Here is an 18711-nt window from a genome sequence, read left to right on the forward strand (position 1 = left end):
GCGAAGACGGCGCGGTCAGGCGACGGCTTCGTCTTCGAGGGACAGGCTGACCGGCTCGGTGGGCACGCTGCTCACGTCGTAGTGCAGAAAGGCGATCAGGCACTGGATGCCGATGATGATGGGCAGCGCCGCCAGCATGACGGTTCCGCTGGTGGCGGGATGGCTGGTGCTGTTGCTGACGATCCAGCGCCAGAGGCCGAAGAAGGTGCCCAGCAGCACAAGCATGACACCGCTCAGGCTGTAAAGCGTGCCCACGTTGAAGTCGCGCACCAGGTAGTTGTAGACATAGCGCCGCCACAGGCGCGAGGCATGCTTGCGCAGGAATTCGGGCAGCACCTTGCCGATCTTGAGGTTGGACTCCTCATCGGCATAGACCGAATCCATGGGCACGTCCTTGACGACGGCGCGCACGGTGTTCAGGCGGAACAGCATGTCGGTCTCGAAGAAGTAGCGATTTTCCAGCTTGTCCAGCGGGAGTTCGGCCAGCACGCAGGTGCGTACGGCCGTATAGCCATTGGTCGGGTCCATCACGTTCCAGTAGCCACAGCTGAGCTTGGTCATGAAGGACAGCACGGCATTGCCGAACAGGCGTACCGGCGGCATGTCCTGTACCGACTCAGGCCGGTAGAAGCGGTTGCCCTTGGTGTAGTCGGCCTGGTGGCGCAGCAGGGGACGCACGAACAGCGGCAGTAGCGAGGGATCCATCTGGCCATCGCCGTCGATCTTCACCACGATGTCCATGCCGTCGGCAATCGCCGCCTTGTAGGCCGTGACGATGGCGCCGCCCACGCCCCGGTTCTCGGGGTTGTAGAGCACGCGCACGCGTGGGTCCGTGTTGTTCTCCTCGATGAAGCGTCCGCTGCCGGCAGGGCAGGCATCGTCCACGGCATAGATGGCCTCGACTTCGGGGCCGATGGCGTTGATGACACCGAGCACATGCTGGGTGACCTTGTAGCAGGGGATGGCGACGGCGATGCGCATGGGAGTGGACATGGGTCTCAGGATGCGTGGGCGGTAATGGTGATTCCGGCAAGGATGAGGGCGCCGCCCACCAGCGTGGGAATGCGGATGGGTTCGTTCAGGAACAGCCACCCCAGGCAGGGAACGATCACGAAGGCCAGTCCCATGAAGGGGTAGGCCAGATGCAGCGGCGCGTGCCGCAGCACCCAGATCCATACCAGGGTGGTAATGCCGTAGAGGGCCAGAGCGGTAATGAGCCAGCCGTTGAAGACCCAGTGCTGCCAGGTGGCAGCCTCGGGCATGGACAGCGCGGCTTTCTTGAAAAGCATCTGTCCGAGCGAGATGCCCAGGACGCACAGGATGGTGATGCTGGTGAGAAACGGAGTCATATCGTGGATTCGAAGAGGGCGTCAGCGAGGTTCGTTGCGGTAATAGGGGTCGATGGGCACGCCGTGCTGCACCAGGGCCCGTGCCGCCTCGGGAAGCGTGGACCTTAGCAGTTCCGCGCCATGCCAGGTCACGACGGTGCCTGGCGGGCAGTTGAAGCTCACCAGCAGATCGCCGTCGCCTGCCGGACGCAGATTGTCATTGCCATGGAATGCATAGGTGTGGGGCTCCCCGTCCAATTGAAGGGGCAGTGCGGCTTCCGGCGTGTACCAGCCCTGGGGCTGGTGCCCGTTGGACAGCTGCAATGCCGCTTTGCGGCATGCGCGCGGCGCTTCCGGTGCGGAGACTGCGAACCGCAGTCGCCATATGGCATCCAGGATGCTGTGGGGCGCCAGGGCGGCGGCGTCCATCACGCGCAGCGGGATGAGCAAGGTGGCCGGGCTGGCCTCCAGGCGCCATTGGCCGTCCTGCAATGCCGTGGCATTGACGGCGCGCACGGGACCCATGGCATCCCGGTCCAGCACGGTCTGCACGGGGCCGGGACGGTAGGGGTTCATGTTCCAGGTTTCGTGGCGAACCGCATGGCGGGTCAGTGCCGGAGGCAGTGCTGCCAGGAGCACGGCGACGAGGATCTTCCCAGGCAGCCATTTCAGCCACCACGTGCGGGCACCTGCCGTCCCGCCGCGCATCGGGCCAGCGGGCCATTGCAGCAGAACGGCGATGCTGACACCGCACAGCAGCATCAGCCAGGGCTCCAGGAAAAAGAGGTTATAGCGGGTGTTGTAGAGCACGGGGGTCAGTTGCAGGGCCATGCCCAGGACCAGCAGCAGCAGCAGCGATAGCACCACCAGCTTTTCACCGTCCGTCCCCTGGGGTCCGGGCAGTGGCTGTCGGGCTTGCGCGGGCGCGCGTCTGGCTCCCAGGGTTCGCAGGGCCAGGGCCAGGGCTGCGAGGACGATGGCCAACCATTCGAAGGTTCTGAGGCTGCGCAGCTTGGATGCTATGCGCAGTTCGGGCGTGCTGTAGAACAGCCATGCCTTGAGCTTTCCCGCAAAGAACGACGCGTTATCCTGCAGCGAGGTGTTTTTTGCGATGTCCATCGCCACCCGTGCATTGACGCGGTCGGCGTCGCTGTGCAGCGGATTGCCCCGGGTGTGGGGGGCGGCGGTGAGAGGCGTGATGCCTGCGTCGTATTTGAAGCCGGAGTACACAGGCTCCAATCCCATCTTGAACGGACTGAGACCGTAGTAAAGCCCGGATCCGGCGCCGGTGCCAAGGCCCCAGACCCCAAAGCACAGGCCGTTCTTCACGACCACGGCGGCAGGCAGCAGCAGGGCGGCCAGCAAGGCCACGCACAGCCGATGATTGATGCACTTCGCCAGCCGTGCCACGACGCCCCCTGTTGGATGGGCGCGGCGCGCGCAGAGTATGGTGAACGCCAGCGCGGCGATCAGGCCACCCAGTGCAAAAAGCTGCAGCACGGGCCGCGACAGCAGGGTGATCGTCAGCCCGGCGGCGAAGAGGCCCAGCATCATGCGGGGGCGGCGGTTGCCCAGCGCGTACTCGGTGGCGGCCGTGGTGCACAGCATCAGACCGAACAGATACGGCGATTCCGTCAGCACCTGAGGGACGAAAGATGCCAGCACCGGGAAGAAGACCAGCAGAGCGGTTGCCACAACACCGGCCCACAGGCCTCCCAGCAGGGTGGCGCAACGCCACATCAGCAGGATGCATACAAGGAACAGCACGCAGTTGGCCAGCTGAATGCGTGCCGGGTCCACATCCCACAGGGCGGCCCACATGTAGCCCAGAGGAGCGACGTGGTAGCTGGAGGGATCCGTGGTCAGAAAAGTCCAGGGCTGGTCCAGCAGCTTGCGGGCATTGGGCAGGTAGGTCCAGTACGCATCACCGTTGATTTCGGCATCTGGCGGGGGGAAGAACCGGATCAGGCGCTTGGTCGCCGCAATCAGCACGAAAGCCAGCCATAGCACTGAAAAATAGAATCCTAATTTGCGCCGCATGAAATTTGAGGCCAATATTCTAGGCCAGAGCTGCGCTTTTTCGTTGGAACGAATCAGTCTGTGGAAAAGAGAATTCTTGATTCTAATCGATGGGCCGGAAGCAACGCTTTGTGGTAATTTGTCCGAAATTTTTTTTACATTTCCGGACGGGGTGGCTGCCGTGCTGGATGGACTTGACGACAGGCTCGTAAATACCGGAAGCAGCACGAGCGGCGCCGTGAAGAAGGAAAGAAGGTATCGATATTCTCCGGCAATAGAGAAGAAGAAGACGGCAGTCAGCTGCAGAACGAAGACACTGCACACGACGAGACCGCTTCGATCCCGCAGGCGCCATGCCTTCGCGGTGGTGGCCAGGATGAGGAAAAGTCCCAGCCAAGGCGCCCAGAATATTGCGCGATATTCCAGCGCGAAGTTGTACCATGGTATCAAAATCTGGTGCGGCAGCAGCTCCCGGAATAGAACGGATGATTCCGATTTTGTTTGCGAAAGAATATATTGCGCGGCTTCGGGAGGCGGAAGTCCGCCATTGGCGAGGGCGGCGTATGTGAATATATTGACCCTGCTTGCTATGAAGGCGGGGAAGTTATGCCAAAGATTGTATTTGAAGAATTCTTTGACAATTGTCTTCTTTGCCTGCTTGGGAAGGTGCAAAAGCGCGGGGCCCTCGTCGCTGAAGATGAGCGGGTCCCAATAGTAGTGGTCGTGGAACTTCAGTATGTGGGCCAGGGATTTTCCCGTGGAAGTCAGCGCTTCCACCGATTTACCGGATATGCGGGGCTTGTCGTACTCCCACAAGCCCATGGGTCTGTGCTCCATGAAACCGACGGTTTCATACAGTGCAAGCGGGAAGACGCTGCCAATGGGTGTGTGGTATTTGTATTGGGTGTTGGCGAACAATGCGATGGCGCACCATGGCAGTGTCACGGCCAGCAGCTTCCATCGATGAAGGCGTGGCAGGACAAAGAACAGTGCGACCAAGGCGATGGTATTGATGAACCCATTGGGGCGGGCGAACAATGCAAAGGGAATTGTCAGGGCCAGCATGCCGCACGCCACTGCATCAATGCGCCGCGCACGGTAGCAAAGCCATATTTCGAAAAGCATGCCCATCATGGCCATGGCATAGATTCCATCGGAATACAGTGCTATGGAGTAATAGAGCACGCTCGGGGCGAGCGTGACAAAGAAAAGGCAGTACCAGAAGCTTTTGTACAGGCGCTGGCCCAGCATCCAGCTCAGGATGCGCGCGCTCACGATGGTGCTGACGCACATCTGCACGATGATGGGGGCTTCCACGAGCCGCCATGGCCCGTAGAGCCAGAGGTTGTAGAGATACCAGAATGCAGGCTTGCCCGCCTGGGCCACTCTGTCGGTTTCCACCTCCAGCATGATCGCCAGGCTGTCCTGCCCCAGAACACCGGGCCAGAAAGCCAGCAGCCAGAGCGCGTAGGCAATACCCAGGAAAGTCAGTAACAGGAGGAATCTTCGTTGCGGGCTTCTGAGCATGGTGCAGGCTACGGTTTGCGGGGCTTGATTTTCAGTGCTCTTTTTTCTATGCCATGCCACGAGGCATAGGCCAGAGCCGTGGTGATGGCGATGGAGAGTGCCAGAACAGCCGTCGAGCCGATGGAGGGCCAGAAAAAATGAACCACGGTTTGCTGTACAGGGAAGGCAATCAGATAAAGCCCGTAGGAAGGGTCTCCCCATCGACCGAACTTGCGCAGAATGGGGGTTGACTGCGTTCCGAGATAAATCAGCAGATAGGGCAGGGCTATCATCAAGGCGAGATAGCGGAATCCTGCAAACCAGGTGCAGATACCGGTACTCGTCAACACCATCATCCACAGCAGCGGCTTTTTGCTCCAGTAGGGTTGAAGCACGGCAATGGCAGAACCCTGGATGAAATACACCATCATTTCACGCTTCAGCTTCCAGTCGGCGTGAAAATCGGGTCCATATTTAACCTGGTACCAGATGGTGGTGACCAGGACGGCCAGAACCCAGACCGTGCGAATACGCAGCGCACCCAGCAACCCCGCGCAGGCCAGGATGACATAGCACTGCACCTCGTAGGGAATCGTCCATATGGACCCATTGGCCGCACCCTTCAGAGGGTTGTTCTCGAAAAGGCCTGGAAGTCCGGCCTTTCCATGCAGCCAAATGTTGGACAGATACCCGGAGGTCGCGCTGTCTTGCAGATAGTCCCTTGTCGGCAGGCTGGTAAGCCATACGCCCAGGCCATAGGCCGTCACGACGACGACAACGGTCAGTGCAGGCCAGATGCGCAGGGCGCGCCTCAGGGCAAAGCGTATGAGGTGCGGGTCGTTGTTCCAGCTGGACGCGACGAGGTAGCCGCTGACCACGAAGAAAACCAGCACCGCGAAGCCTCCCAGCGAATGTATGCCCAGGACCAATGGCTCGAATTGCCCGATGAGGGCGTGGTGGTGGCTGACGAGAACCGCCAGGGCCGCCACGATTCGGATGGCATCGAAGTTGTTGGTATGGGAAACGGGCCGCAGGAGGTCGGGAGTGCTTGATGTCATGCCTGTCGTCTGGCTTGCCTGTGCTCAGTTTCCGGATTGCAACGCCAGTCCTGCATGCTCGCGCAGCGGGTGGAAATGGATTTTCGGGAACCGCTCCTGGGCCAGGCGCACGTCATAGGGTGACGTGCACAGATAGGCCAGCGTATCGGCCGCATCGCGCGCCATGCGCAGCGGGTAGGCGTTCTCGAATTCGCGCAGCTCGGCCGGGGTGTCGGCCGTGATCCAGCGTGCGCCGGTGTACTGGCAGCCTTCCAGGCGGATGTCGCAGTCGTATTCGGCGTTCAGGCGGTGCTGGACGACTTCGAATTGCAGCTGGCCCACGGCGCCCAGCAGCATGTTGCCGCCGGCCTCGGGCTTGAAGACCTGGATGGCGCCTTCCTCGCCCAGCTGCATCAGGCCCTGCTGCAGCTGCTTGGTGCGCAGCGGGTTCTTGAGCACCACGGTCATGAACATTTCAGGGGCGAAGAAGGGCAGGCCCGTGAATTGCAGGTTGGTACCGTCGGTGATGGTGTCGCCCAACTGGACGCCGCCGTGCGTGGTGAAGCCGATGATGTCGCCCGCATAGGCTTCTTCCACGGCTTCGCGGCGCTGGCTCATGAAGGTCACGACGGAGGTGGGGCGCAGTTCCTTGGCCGTGCGCTGGACCTTCATCTTCATGCCGGGTGTGTACTTGCCCGAGGCCACGCGCACGAAGGCGATGCGGTCGCGATGGTTGGCATCCATGTTGGCCTGGACCTTGAAGACCACGCCGGAGAAGCCTTCGTCCTCGGGGTGGATGATCTTTTCCACAGGCTGCTTGTTGACCAGCAGCGAGCTTTTGCGGGGGCCGGGCGGGGGCGACATGTCGACCACGGCATCCAGCACTTCCATGACACCGAAGTTGTTCACGCCGGAGCCGAAGAAGACCGGCGTGAGCTTGCCTGCCAGGAAGGCCTCGTGGTCCCAGGGGGCCGAGGCGCCCTGGGCCAGTTCCATGCTTTCCAGCGCATCGTCGAAGGACTGGCCGAAGCGTGCGCGCAGCTTGTCGGCCTCGGCCAGGGGGATGGCCTCGAAATCCTGCGGGCGGCGTTCGCTGCCGGGCTGGAACACCGTCATGGTCTGGGTGAGCAGGTTGATGATGCCGCCGAACTGCCGGCCCTGGCCCACGGGCCAGGTGACGGGGCAGCAGGGCATGCCCAGCTCGCGCTCGACTTCGTCGAGGATGTCCAGCGGATCGCGCACTTCGCGGTCCATCTTGTTGACGAAGGTGATGATGGGCGTGTCGCGCTGGCGGCAGACCTCGATCAGGCGGCGGGTCTGCGACTCCACGCCGTTGGCGGCGTCGATGACCATCAGCGCCGAGTCCACGGCCGTGAGCACGCGGTAGGTGTCTTCCGAGAAGTCCTTGTGTCCAGGGGTGTCGAGCAGATTGACCACGTGGTCGCGGTAGCTCATCTGCATGACCGAGCTGGCCACCGAGATGCCGCGCTGCTTTTCGATTTCCATCCAGTCGGAGGTGGCATGGCGGCTGGCCTTGCGGCCCTTGACGGCGCCCGCGATCTGGATCGCGCCCGAGAACAGCAGCAGCTTTTCGGTCAGCGTGGTCTTGCCCGCGTCGGGGTGGGAAATGATGGCAAAAGTCCGGCGGCGCCGGGTTTCCAGGGCGTAAGTCAAGGGGGAATCCAGGAGATGGGCTGTCGAGAGCGCACGGGTGTCTGACGCCCGTGGCGAATCGGCGCATTTTACAGAGCGTGGGCAAAAGATTGCTTTTACACGGTGTCCCTGATTGGCCCATGCATTGACCTGCCGCCTGGGGGCTGTTAAGACCTGTTTTCGTGCGCTGACGAAATCATTATGGGAATGAGTACTAGCGGCATGGTGAAGAAAAGCAGTAAGTAACGATATTCGCCTGCCGAAGCGAATGCAGCGATACCTGCCAGTTGCAACGCCAGGGGAATTGTCACAAGCAGGGCTGGCAGGTCCTTGCAGCGGCAACTGCGCCACAGCAGCAAGGCCAGCAGGCCCATGCCCAGCCAAGGTGTCCACAGCAGCCACCGCCACGCGTAGCTATATCTGTGCACGGCGCGCAGTGCCTGTTCTGCCTGGTCCAGCCCGAACCGGCGCATCTGTGACTGTGCCTGGGTGCGCTTCAGGACGTATTGCGCATAGTCGAGCGCAGGAAATCCACCCTGCGCAAGCGCCGCAGCCAAAAAAACGTTCACACGACTGGCCACCACGTCCGGCAGGTTGTGCCACAGGTTGTAGCGGAAGAATTCCTGCACCAGTTCCTTGCGCTGATCCTCGGGCAGCCCGAAGAGCTGGGGGCCTGACGGATGGAACACCAGCATGTCCCAGTAGGCTGGGTCCGAGTAGGCGAGCATCAGCTCCCGGGGGCGGTAGCTGTCGAGGATTTCCAGGGTGCGCGCGGAAAGCTTGGGCTCCTGCAGTACCCAAGGGTCGTTCATGAGGGGCTGCTTTTGCCATAGATCGTTCATGGCCCTGGGCTGGAGCAGCTTGACGGTCTCGAAGAGGACCAATGAATCCGTGGCGCTTTGCGCGGTCGATTTGTGCAATTGGGTTCCTGCATAGACCGTGGCGCACCAGAACGCGATGATGGTCCCGAGATACCAGCGGCTGCGGCGGTCGGCGAGAAACAGGGACAGCATGGCAGGTGCCAGGAAAACAATCCCGTTGGCGCGCACGAACACGGCGAAGGGCAAGGCAAGGGCAATCACGGCCAGGGATGCCCGACTGTGCTGGCGCTGGCTGCACAGCAGCCAGAGCTCGAACAGCAGCGCGCAAGAAGCCACGGCGAAGATGGCGTCCGGGTACAGCGTGCCTGTGAAATAGAACATGTGCGGCGCCGCGCAGATGAAGAGCAACAGAAAGACGCACAGCGCGCGGTGCCGCGAGGTCCAGTACCAGGCCAGCATGCGGGCGAAGAACATGGCGCACAGCAATATCAACGCGATGATGGGTACTTCCACCAAGTGGGTGGCGCCGTAGGTGAGACGGATGAAGTAGTACCACAGCACCCCCTTGCCGGAGCGGAATTTGTCCGGGTTGTCCACTTCCATGAGGACGGCCGCACTGTCCTCGCCCAGCACGCCGGGCCAGAAGATCAGCAGCCATCCCAGGTACAGGAGGCTGAGCAAACCCCAGAAACGAAGGAAAGTCCTGCCATCGGTTGCTTGGCCTGTCTTGGAAGTGTTTTTCACTGGGAGTGCAGGGGTCATAAGGGTGGGATGGCAGAGCGTGAAGGGCGGGGTTCTGAACCATTCGATAAGAGGCATCGGTGGACATCTTGACGCCGTCTTGATACGGCATGCCGCAATCTCAATCCGCTTTTGACAGCCCCGGCCCTAGAGTTTTCCCCATCGCAACAACAGGTGCCGCCAAGCGGTGCCGATGCGGGAGAAATTCCTATGACCCTGACCGAAATCACCGGATGGCTGGGCGCCTTGGGCGCTCTGGCTCTGTTTGTCTACCTGGGATACGCCTTGCTGCGGCCCGAGCAGTTCTGAGGTGGCGCAGATGCAAGACCTGATCTTTATCGCCCTGAGCCTGGGCTGCTTCGGGGGCCTGCTGGCCTTCGTGGCGGCGCTGGGCCGGATTTGACTGCCTGAAAGGAGACCGCCATGTGGTTGACCTGGATGGAATATGCACTGGTGCTGCTGGTGATGACGGCGCTGGCCGTGCCCATGGGGCAGTGGCTGGCACGCTGCTTCACGAGTGAGCACCATGCCTGGATCGAGCGGCTGAGCTTTCGCGCCCTGGGCGTGAACCCGGCCGAGCGCATGGGCTGGCAGCGCTACGGGCTGGCGCTGCTGCTGTCCAACGGCGCCATGCTGCTGCTGGGCTATGCGCTGCTGCGCCTGCAGGGCTGGATGCCGCTGAATGCGCTGGGCAATGCGGCGCAGACGCCGGATCTGGCCTTCAACACGGCCGCGTCCTTTGTGACCAATACCAACTGGCAGGCGTATTCGGGCGAGAGCAGCCTGTCCAACGCCACGCAGATGGTGGCCATTACCTTCATGATGTTTGCGGGTGCTATCACGGGTGTGGTCGCGGCTGCGGGCTTCATTCGCGGCCTGGCGCGCTCCAGCGCATCGGACCTGGGCAACTACTGGGTGGACTATGTGCGCGTGCTGTGGCGCGTGATGCTGCCGCTGAGTTTTGTGGTGGCCCTGGTCTATGTGTGGCAGGGCGTGCCGCAGGCGCTGGATGGCCAGGTCTGGGCGACGACGCTGGAGGGCGCGCGCCAGCAGATTCTGCTGGGCCCCGTGGCCAGCCTGGAGAGCATCAAGCACATCGGCACGAACGGCGGCGGCTTCTTCGGCATGAATGCGGCCCATCCGTTCGAGAACCCCACGCCGCTGACCAATGCCATCCACATCCTGGGCATGCTGCTGATTCCCTCGGCCATGACCTATGCCTTCGGCTCCATGCTGCTGCGCCGCCGCCAGGGCTGGGTGCTGTTCGGCGCCTGCCTGGTGATGTTCGTGGGCTTTCTGGCGCTGGTGTTCACGGCCGAGCAGGCAGGCAATCCGCTGCTCACGGCCGCAGGTGCCGACCAGCAGATCAGTGCCACCCAGCCGGGCGGCAACATGGAGGGCAAGGAGCTGCGCTTCGGCATCGCCGATACGGCGTTGTTCGTGGCCACAACCACGGCCGCGACCACGGGATCGGTCAATGCCATGCATGACTCGCTGACGCCGCTGGGCGGGCTGGTGCCGCTGGCGCAGATGATGCTCAACTGCGTGTTCGGCGGTGATGGCGTGGGCCTGATCAACCTGCTGCAGTACGCCATCCTCACGGTCTTCCTGGCCGGCATGATGATTGGCCGCACGCCCGAGTTCCTGGGCAAGAAGATCGAGGCGCGCGAGATCAAGCTGGTGATGCTGGCCGTGATGGCGCACCCCATCTCCGTCCTGGGCTTCACGGCGCTGGCGGCGGTCTGGCCCGACACGCTGGCCAGCCTGGCCAACCGGGGGCCGCATGGCTTCTCGGAAGTGCTCTATGCCTATGCCTCGGGCACGGCCAACAACGGCTCGGCCTTTGCGGGCCTGAATGCGAACACGCCGTTCTTCAACACCACCATCGGCCTGGCCATGCTGGCGGGCCGCTATCTGACGCTGCTGCCCATGCTGGCCCTGGCCGGCAGCCTGGCGGCCAAGCCCACCGTGCCTGCGGGGCCGGGCACCTTCCCGACGGCCACGCCGCTGTTCATGGGGCTGCTGGTCTTCGCGGTGGTCGTGGTCGGCGGGCTGACCTTCCTGCCTTCGCTGGCCCTGGGGCCCGTGGTCGAGCAGCTGCAGATGCTGTCAGGACAGGTCTACCCCTGAATCCCTGAGCCACCTGAGCCCGTTTTTTTCTTGGCCGCCGGTTCTGCCTTGGCAGGGCCGTGCGGCGGAGGTTTCGAGATGCAAGTTCAAACACATACTTCCGGCTCCTTGCCGGTGCTGCGCGCTGATGCGCAGGCACAAACGCAGGCCATTCCAGGCGGGCTGCGCTCGCTGTTCGGCCCCAGCCTGCGGTCGGCGCTGTTCGTCGCCGTGGTCACGGGCCTGGCCTATCCGCTGGTCACCACGCTCGTGGCCCAGGCTGCGTTTCCCAAGACCGCCAATGGCAGCCTGGTCATGCGCCAGGGCTCGGTCGTGGGCTCGGCCCTGATCGGGCAGGAGTTCGCCTCGCCGCGCTATTTCCAGGGCCGGCCCAGCGCCACCTCGGCGCCTGATCCCGACAAGGCCGATGCCACGGTGGCCGCGCCCTACAACGCTGCGCTGTCGGCTGCCACCAACCAGGGTCCGACCCATGCGGCGCTCAAGGAGTCCGTGGCGGCGCGCGTGGCGGCCTACCGCGAACTCAATGGCCTGGCTGCAGATGCTGCGGTGCCTGTGGATGCCGTGACGGCCTCGGCCTCCGGCCTGGATCCGCACATCTCGGTGGCCAATGCCGAACTGCAACTGCCGCGCGTGGCCCGCGAGCGCCAACTGCCCGTGGCCAAGGTCCAGGAACTGCTGCGCCAGCAGGTGGAGCCGCGCGTGCTGGGCCTGCTGGGCGAGCCGCGCGTGAACGTGCTGCAGCTGAATCTGGCGCTGGACGATCTTTCGGCCGCGACGCTGCAGCCTGCGGCAGTCCATGCCGCCAAGGAGTAAGCCATGTCGCGCAAAACTGCTTTGTCCCTGTTCGATCCTTCGCTGGTGCGCCAGGCGCTGGGTGACTCCATCCGCAAGCTCGCTCCCAGCGCGCAATGGCGCAACCCGGTGATGTTCGTGGTCTACCTGGGCGCCATTTTCACCAGCCTGCTCTGGGCCCAGGCCCTGGCGGGCGAAGGCGAAGCGCCTGCGGGCTTCATCCTGGCGATTGCGCTGTGGCTGTGGTTCACCGTGCTGTTCGCCAACTTTGCGGAGGCGCTGGCCGAGGGGCGCAGCCGCGCCCAGGCCGCCAGCCTGCGCAGCATGAAGCGCAGCACCGTCGCCAAGAAGCTGGAGCAGGCCAACTACCAGAGCCGCTGGCATCCCGTGGGTGCCGAAGAACTGCGTTCGGGCATGTGGGTGCTGGTGGAGGCCGGCGACACAGTGCCGCTGGATGGCACCGTGATCGAGGGCGTGGCCTCGGTGGACGAGAGCGCCATCACCGGCGAATCGGCCCCCGTGATCCGCGAGGCCGGTGGTGACTTCTCTTCGGTCACGGGCGGCACGCGCGTGCTGTCGGATTGGCTGGTGGTGCAGATCACCGTCAATCCCGGTGAGTCCTTCCTGGACCGCATGATCTCCATGGTGGAGTCGGCCCGCCGCCACAAGACGCCCAACGAGCTGGCGCTGACCATTTTGCTGGTCGGGCTGACGCTGCTGTTCCTGCTGGTCATCGTCACGCTGCGGCCCTATTCGTCCTTTGCGGTGGAGCTGACGGGCAGCGGCCAGGTCGTGGGACTGACGGTGCTGGTGGCGCTGCTGGTGTGCCTGATCCCGACCACCATCGGGGGCCTGCTGTCGGCCATTGGCGTGGCGGGCATGAGTCGCATGATGCAGGCCAACGTGATCGCCACCTCGGGCCGCGCCGTGGAGGCGGCCGGCGACGTGGACGTGCTGCTGCTAGACAAGACCGGCACCATCACGCTGGGCAACCGCCAGGCCAGCGAGTTCCTGCCCGCGCCCGGCGTGACGGCCGCGCAGCTGGTGGATGCGGCGCAGCTGGCCTCGCTGGCCGACGAGACGCCTGAAGGCCGCAGCGTGGTCGTGCTGGCCAAGGAGATGCATGGCCTGCGCGAGCGCGACCTGGCCACGCTGCATGCGGTCTTCGTGCCCTTCACGGCCCAGACGCGCATGAGCGGCGTGGACATGCCCCAGCCGGACGGCGCCACGCGCAGCCTGCGCAAGGGCGCGGCCGACGCCGTGCGCCGCCACGTTGAATCCCTGGGCGGCCAGTTCCCGCCCGCCATGCTCAAGGTGGTGGAGGATGTGTCACGGCGCGGCAGCACGCCGCTGGTCGTGGCCGACGGTGCCCGCGTGCTGGGCGTGATCGAGCTCAAGGACGTGGTCAAGCACGGCATACGCGAACGCTTTGCCGAGCTGCGCCGCATGGGCATCAAGACCGTGATGATCACGGGCGACAACCCGCTCACGGCGGCAGCCATTGCGGCCGAGGCCGGCGTGGACGACTACCTGGCCGAAGCCACGCCCGAGGACAAGCTGCGCCTGATCCGCGAACACCAGGCCGCCGGCCGGCTTGTGGCCATGACCGGCGACGGCACCAACGACGCACCTGCCCTGGCCCAGGCCGACGTGGCCGTGGCCATGAACAGCGGCACCCAGGCGGCCAAGGAGGCCGGCAACATGGTGGACCTGGATAGCAACCCGACCAAGCTCATCGAGGTCGTGGAAACCGGCAAGCAGATGCTGATGACACGCGGCGCGCTGACCACCTTCAGCGTCGCCAACGACGTGGCCAAGTACTTCGCCATCATCCCGGCCGCCTTCGTGGGCACCTATCCGCAGCTGTCGGCGCTCAACGTCATGGGGCTGGCCAGCCCGGGCTCGGCCATCCTGAGTGCCGTGATCTTCAACGCGCTGATCATCATCGTCCTGATACCGCTGGCCTTGCGTGGCGTGCCCTACCGTGCCATCGGCGCCTCGGCCCTGCTGCGGCGCAACCTGCTGGTCTACGGCCTGGGTGGCCTGGTCGTTCCCTTCATCGGCATCAAGCTGATCGACATGCTGCTGGTGGCTCTGAACCTGGCGTGACCCTGTGCGGCCCGCCTGCCCGGCCGGGCAGGCCCCGCTTTGCTCTTCTCTTCAAGAAAACCAAGATGAAATCCGTTTCTTCCATGACGGCCGCTTGTGCCGTCCCCCGTTTTTCCCTGGCCGCACTGCTGTCGCTGGCGGCCGCATCCTGCCATGCGCAGGCAGAGACCTCCCCCGTCAGCGCTGCCAGCGCCGCTGCCCAGGAATCGCCCGCACCCGCCTACGCCCTCACCGGCAGCGTGACGCTGCTCAGCGACTACCGTTTCCGGGGCATCTCGCAAAGCTGGATGGGGCCGGCGCTGCAGGGCGGGCTGGAGCTGTCGCTGCCGCGGGGCGCCTACCTGGGCGTGTCCGGCTCCAGCGTGTCGCGCCACAGCTATCTGGATGGCCGCGCGCTGGAGCTGGACCTGTACGGCGGCTGGCGTACCGAGCTGCTGCCGGGCTGGACGGGCGACATCGGCCTGCTGCACTACAACTACCCCGGCGCGCGCGTGCCCCGCGGGGATGGCAGCGGCGGCGTGCGCTACGACACCACCGAGGCCTATCTGGGCGTCACCAACGGCGGCTTCAGCGCCAAATGGTCGCTGGCGCTCACGCCTTACTTCGGGCTGCGCGACAGCACGGCGGCCACGGCCTTTGCCGAGGCACTTCCCGGCAGCGGTAGCTCACGCGGCAGCAGCTATCTGGACCTGAACTACCAGCACCCGTTGGGCGACTGGGCCGTGCTGGGCCTGCATGCCGGCCACACGCAGGTGCGCAACTACAGCGAACTGTCGTATGCCGACTGGCGCGTCTCGCTGGCCCGCAGCTGGGGACCGTGGACGGCCACGCTGGCCTGGGCCGGCACCTCGGCCGACACGCGCTACTACCGCGCGGCCAACGCGGCGGGCCAGATGCAAAGCCTGGGCCGCAGCGGCTGGGTGCTGTCGCTGTCGGCGGCGTTCTAGTGTGGGAGCACGCTCTGGTGCTAGGCTGAGAACCATGCCCATTTCGTCCTCTGCCGAGCCGGCGCCGCCCGGTCTGCCGCGCCCCGATCCTGACGCCCTGGTCGCGCGCCTGCGCCATGAGCGGGCGCAGGAGGGACGGGGCAAGCTGCGCATCTACTTCGGATCGAATGCAGGCGTGGGCAAGACCTACGCCATGCTGGCCGCCGCCCAGCGCGAACGCCAGGGGGGCCGCGAGGTTCTGGTGGGACTCGTGGAAACCCATGGCCGCAAGGAAACGGCGCAGCAACTGCATGGCCTGGAGCAGCTGCCGCTGCGCGAGCTACCGCATCAGGGGCGGACGCTGCGCGAGTTCGACCTGGATGCGGCGCTCGCGCGGCGGCCGCGCGTGCTGCTGCTCGATGAACTGGCGCACAGCAATGCGCCGGGTTCGCGCCATCCCAAGCGCTGGCAGGACGTGCAGGAGTTGCTGGACGCAGGCATCGATGTCTGGACCACGATCAACGTGCAGCACCTGGAAAGCCTGAACGACGTGGTGGGCGGCATCGTCGGCATCACGGTGCGCGAGACCGTGCCCGACCAGATCTTCGACGATGCCGACGAGGTCATCGTCGTCGACATCTCGCCCGACGAACTGCTGCGCCGGTTGAAGGACGGCAAGGTCTACATGCTGGAGCAGGCCGAGCGGGCCTCACGCAACTTCTTCAGGCGCGGCAACCTGCTGGCGCTGCGCGAGCTGGCGCTGCGCCGCACGGCCGACCGCGTGGACGAGGACATGCGCGACTACCGGCGCGAGCGCTCCATAGGCACGGTCTGGCCTGCGCGCGAGCGCCTGCTGGTGGCCGTGGCAGGACACGCGGGCGACGACGCCCTGGTGCGCCAGGTCGCGCGCATGGCGCGCCGGCTCGATGCGGACTGGATGGTGGTCTACGTGGACGCGCCCCAGCGCCAGCACCGCCCACGCAGCGTGCAGGCCGCCGTGCTCAAGACCCTGGCCCTGGCCGCGCGCCTGGGGGCCGAGACGGCCACGCTGCCGGGCGCCGATGTGGCCGAGGCCCTGGTTGCCTTCGCGCGCGAGCGCAACGCCAGCCGCCTGGTGCTGGCCCAGCCGCCGCGCCCGGCATGGTCGCCCTGGCGCTGGTGGGGCCGCAGCCTGCCCGACCGCATCGTCCAGCTGCATCCCGACATCGACGTGCTGGTGCTCTCCGGGGGGTCCAGCGCGGCCCGGACCGAGGCCGCGCCTGCCGCACCGCTGCGGCGCAGGCCGCTGCCCTGGAAGGGCTATGCCGGCGTGACCCTGGCCTGCTTGACCGCCACGGTGCTGGCCGAGCAGCTGCTGCGCATCTTCGACCCGGCCAACGTGGTGATGCTGTTCCTGCTCATCGTCGTGCTGTCTTCGTTGCGCTGGGGGCGTGGCCCGGGCGCCTGGGCGGCGCTGCTGTCGGTACTGTGCTTCGACTTTTTCTTCGTGCCCCCGCGCGGATCCTTCCATGTCAACGACACGCAGTACCTGTTCACCTTCGTGCTGATGCTGGGCGTGGCCCTGGTCTGCGGCCAGCTCATGGCGCGGCTGCGCCACGAGGCGCGCGTGGCGGCCGAGCGCGAGCGGCGCGCGGGCGCCCTGGCGCGGCTGGCGCGCGACCTTTCGGGCGCGCTCACGCAGGAGCAGGTGGTGGAGATTGCGCTGAGCACGGTCTCGGGCGTGTTCGACGCCCAGGCCGGGCTGCTGCTGCCCGATGCGGACGAGCGCCTGCGCCCCGCCGGCGGCGGCTCCTGCCCCATGGACGACAGCATTGCGCGCTGGGCCATGGACCATGGCCAGCAGGCCGGCCAGGGCACGGACACGCTGCCGGCCGCACCGGCCCGCTATGTGCCGCTGGCCGCACCCGTGCGCATGCGCGGCGTGCTGGTGCTGCAACTGCGTGCGCCGCAGCGCCTGGAGGTGCCCGAGGAGCAGCGCCTGCTGGAGGCCTGTGCCAGCCAGGTGGCGCTGGCGCTGGAGCGCCAGCACTTCGTGGCCGTGGCCCAGCAGACCCAGATCGCCATGGAGGGCGAGCGCATGCGCAACACCCTGCTGTCGGCCGTCTCGCACGACCTGCGCACCCCGCTGACCACCATCCTGGGCGCGGCCGAGGCCGCGCAGCGCCATGTGCCGCCGGGCGGCGCAGCCGACATGCTGGAGCAGGTCCGCATCCAGGCCCAGGCCATGCAGCGCCTGGTGGAGAACCTGCTGGACATGGCGCGCCTGCAGCAAGGCGGCGTGCACCTGCAGCGCGAATGGCTTCCGCTGGACGAAGTGGTGGGCAGCGCGCTGCGCCAGATGCGCGCGCGCCTGGGCCAGCATCCCGTGAGCACCGACGTGCCCGCCAGCCTGCCGCTGCTGCAGCTCGATGCCCTGCTCATGGAGCGCGTGCTGGTCAATCTGCTGGACAACGCCGCCAAGTACACGCCGGCCGGCACGCCGCTGGCCATCAGTGCGCGTGTGCAGGACGGCGAACTGCTGCTGTCCGTGCGCGATGGCGGGCCGGGCCTGCCATCCCATCTGCCGGTGGAGACGCTGTTCGAACCCTTCACGCGCGGCACGGCCGAGTCCACCGTCTCGGGCATCGGCCTGGGCCTGGCGCTGGTGCGCAGCATCGTCGAGGCGCATGGCGGGCGCATCGAGGCTGCCGCCGCGCGGCCCGGCCCTGGCACCATCTTCACGCTGCGCTTTCCCGTGCCCGAGCAGCCTGCGCTGGATTAGAGTCCCGCCATGCACGAAAGCCCCCCATGAGCACGCCCGCCAACCGCATCCTGATGATCGAGGACGACCCCGGCATCCGCCGCTTCGTGCGCCTGGTGCTGGAAGACGAAGGCTGGCAGGTCTTCGAGGCCGACAGCGCGCGCCGCGGCCTGATCGAGGCCGCCAGCCGCCAGCCCGATCTGGTCATCCTCGACCTGGGCCTGCCAGACGCGGATGGCAAGCAGGTCCTGACCGAGCTGCGCGGGTGGTCCTCCGTGCCCGTGCTCGTGCTCTCCGCGCGCGAGCGTGAGGACGAGAAGGTGGCCGCATTGGATGCCGGCGCCGACGACTACCTGGTCAAGCCCTTCGGCGTGCCCGAGCTGCTGGCCCGGCTGCGCGTGATGCTGCGCCGCCGCCAGCAGCTGGGCGCCGCCGGTGGGGCGGGCGGTACGGCCGCGTCCAGCAAGGTGCACTTCGGCCCGGTGCAGGTGGACCTGGCCACGCATGAGGTGCGGCGCGCGGGGCAGCCGGTGCACCTCACGCCCATCGAATTCCGCCTGCTGGCGGCCCTGATCGCCGCCCAGGGCCGTGTGATGACCCACCGCCAGCTGCTGCTGCAGGTCTGGGGCCCCGAGTACCTGAGCCGCGCCCACTACCTGCGCGTGCACATGGCCAATCTGCGCCAGAAGATCGAGGACGAGCCGGCCCAGCCGCGCCACCTGGTGACCGAGCTGCAGGTGGGCTACCGGCTTGTGGGGCTGGGCGGTGAGGCATCCCCGGGATCGGTATAATCAGCGCCTCTCCGAGGAGCGTTGCAGCGGCCCCCACACATCAGGCGTGGTCGCGAGGCTCGGAGTCATACCTGCAACGACGCTCGCCCACGCTTTCTGTGCGGTGAGCTTTTTTTCG

At 65.5% G+C, this 18711-nt stretch carries 13 protein-coding genes and 1 riboswitch; of the genes, 7 read left to right on the plus strand and 6 right to left on the minus strand.

The annotated features are described in order from the left end of the window. Positions 1–15 precede the first annotated feature (15 nt). The 6 genes from LGR64_RS00315 to LGR64_RS00340 form a co-directional block, all read right to left on the minus strand. The gene (locus LGR64_RS00315) at positions 16–993 is read right to left on the minus strand and encodes a glycosyltransferase (protein ID WP_225614248.1); all 978 of its coding nucleotides are present in this window, start codon (positions 991–993) and stop codon (positions 16–18) included. Between the two features lie 5 nt (positions 994–998). Next, positions 999–1349, minus strand: a complete 351-nt coding sequence (locus tag LGR64_RS00320) for an EamA family transporter (protein ID WP_141835791.1) — start codon at positions 1347–1349, stop codon at positions 999–1001. Positions 1350–1370: 21 nt separating this feature from the next. Further along, positions 1371–4874, minus strand: a complete 3504-nt coding sequence (locus tag LGR64_RS00325; protein WP_230354799.1) for a hypothetical protein — start codon at positions 4872–4874, stop codon at positions 1371–1373. A gap of 8 nt (positions 4875–4882) precedes the next feature. After that, positions 4883–5911 (minus strand): acyltransferase family protein, encoded by a 1029-nt coding sequence (locus LGR64_RS00330; protein ID WP_230354800.1) that lies wholly within the window; start codon positions 5909–5911, stop codon positions 4883–4885. Positions 5912–5935: 24 nt separating this feature from the next. Next, entirely contained in the window at positions 5936–7564 is a 1629-nt protein-coding gene (locus LGR64_RS00335) for a peptide chain release factor 3 (RefSeq protein ID WP_141835782.1), read from the minus strand. Between the two features lie 146 nt (positions 7565–7710). Beyond that, positions 7711–9108, minus strand: a complete 1398-nt coding sequence (locus LGR64_RS00340) for a hypothetical protein (RefSeq protein WP_230354801.1) — start codon at positions 9106–9108, stop codon at positions 7711–7713. Positions 9109–9315: 207 nt separating this feature from the next. Here LGR64_RS00340 and kdpF point away from each other — a divergent pair, with 207 nt between their 5' ends. The 7 genes from kdpF to LGR64_RS00375 all read left to right on the plus strand — a co-directional run bounded on the left by kdpF (position 9316) and on the right by LGR64_RS00375 (position 18593). Further along, positions 9316–9414 carry a K(+)-transporting ATPase subunit F gene (kdpF, locus tag LGR64_RS00345; RefSeq protein ID WP_034397326.1) on the plus strand — a complete coding sequence of 33 codons (99 nt, stop codon included), beginning with the start codon at positions 9316–9318 and terminating at the stop codon, positions 9412–9414. A 114-nt stretch (positions 9415–9528) separates the two neighbouring features. Then, positions 9529–11235 carry a potassium-transporting ATPase subunit KdpA gene (gene kdpA, locus LGR64_RS00350; RefSeq protein ID WP_230354802.1) on the plus strand — a complete coding sequence of 569 codons (1707 nt, stop codon included), beginning with the start codon at positions 9529–9531 and terminating at the stop codon, positions 11233–11235. A gap of 78 nt (positions 11236–11313) precedes the next feature. Further along, positions 11314–12048, plus strand: a complete 735-nt coding sequence (gene kdpC / locus LGR64_RS00355) for a K(+)-transporting ATPase subunit C (RefSeq protein ID WP_141835772.1) — start codon at positions 11314–11316, stop codon at positions 12046–12048. Positions 12049–12051: 3 nt separating this feature from the next. After that, positions 12052–14136, plus strand: a complete 2085-nt coding sequence (gene kdpB / locus LGR64_RS00360) for a potassium-transporting ATPase subunit KdpB (protein ID WP_141835769.1) — start codon at positions 12052–12054, stop codon at positions 14134–14136. A gap of 83 nt (positions 14137–14219) precedes the next feature. Next, entirely contained in the window at positions 14220–15083 is an 864-nt protein-coding gene (locus tag LGR64_RS00365) for a TorF family putative porin (RefSeq protein ID WP_065347429.1), read from the plus strand. Positions 15084–15117: 34 nt separating this feature from the next. Continuing rightward, on the plus strand, positions 15118–17823 hold the full coding sequence (locus LGR64_RS00370; protein ID WP_034397323.1) for a sensor histidine kinase: 2706 nt from the start codon (positions 15118–15120) through the stop codon (positions 17821–17823). Between the two features lie 26 nt (positions 17824–17849). Continuing rightward, a complete protein-coding gene (locus LGR64_RS00375; protein ID WP_034397322.1) occupies positions 17850–18593 on the plus strand; it encodes a response regulator in 744 nt (247 codons plus the stop codon). 7 nt (positions 18594–18600) lie between these two features. Continuing rightward, positions 18601–18685: riboswitch (S-adenosyl-L-homocysteine riboswitch) on the plus strand. Positions 18686–18711 lie beyond the last annotated feature (26 nt).

Origin of the sequence: Delftia sp. Lp-1, assembly GCF_020523835.1 — a bacterium.
In the GTDB taxonomy this organism is placed as follows: domain Bacteria; phylum Pseudomonadota; class Gammaproteobacteria; order Burkholderiales; family Burkholderiaceae_C; genus Comamonas; species Comamonas acidovorans.

Coding starts and splice junctions, on each gene's coding strand:
- LGR64_RS00320 (WP_141835791.1), bottom strand. CDS start 1,349: ATGACTCCGTTTCTCACCAGCATCACCATCCTGTGCGTCCTGGGCATC.
- LGR64_RS00370 (WP_034397323.1), top strand. CDS start 15,118: ATGCCCATTTCGTCCTCTGCCGAGCCGGCGCCGCCCGGTCTGCCGCGC.
- kdpC (WP_141835772.1), top strand. CDS start 11,314: ATGCAAGTTCAAACACATACTTCCGGCTCCTTGCCGGTGCTGCGCGCT.
- LGR64_RS00315 (WP_225614248.1), bottom strand. CDS start 993: ATGTCCACTCCCATGCGCATCGCCGTCGCCATCCCCTGCTACAAGGTC.
- kdpB (WP_141835769.1), top strand. CDS start 12,052: ATGTCGCGCAAAACTGCTTTGTCCCTGTTCGATCCTTCGCTGGTGCGC.
- LGR64_RS00375 (WP_034397322.1), top strand. CDS start 17,850: ATGAGCACGCCCGCCAACCGCATCCTGATGATCGAGGACGACCCCGGC.
- LGR64_RS00325 (WP_230354799.1), bottom strand. CDS start 4,874: ATGCTCAGAAGCCCGCAACGAAGATTCCTCCTGTTACTGACTTTCCTG.
- LGR64_RS00365 (WP_065347429.1), top strand. CDS start 14,220: ATGACGGCCGCTTGTGCCGTCCCCCGTTTTTCCCTGGCCGCACTGCTG.
- kdpF (WP_034397326.1), top strand. CDS start 9,316: ATGACCCTGACCGAAATCACCGGATGGCTGGGCGCCTTGGGCGCTCTG.
- LGR64_RS00330 (WP_230354800.1), bottom strand. CDS start 5,911: ATGACATCAAGCACTCCCGACCTCCTGCGGCCCGTTTCCCATACCAAC.
- kdpA (WP_230354802.1), top strand. CDS start 9,529: ATGTGGTTGACCTGGATGGAATATGCACTGGTGCTGCTGGTGATGACG.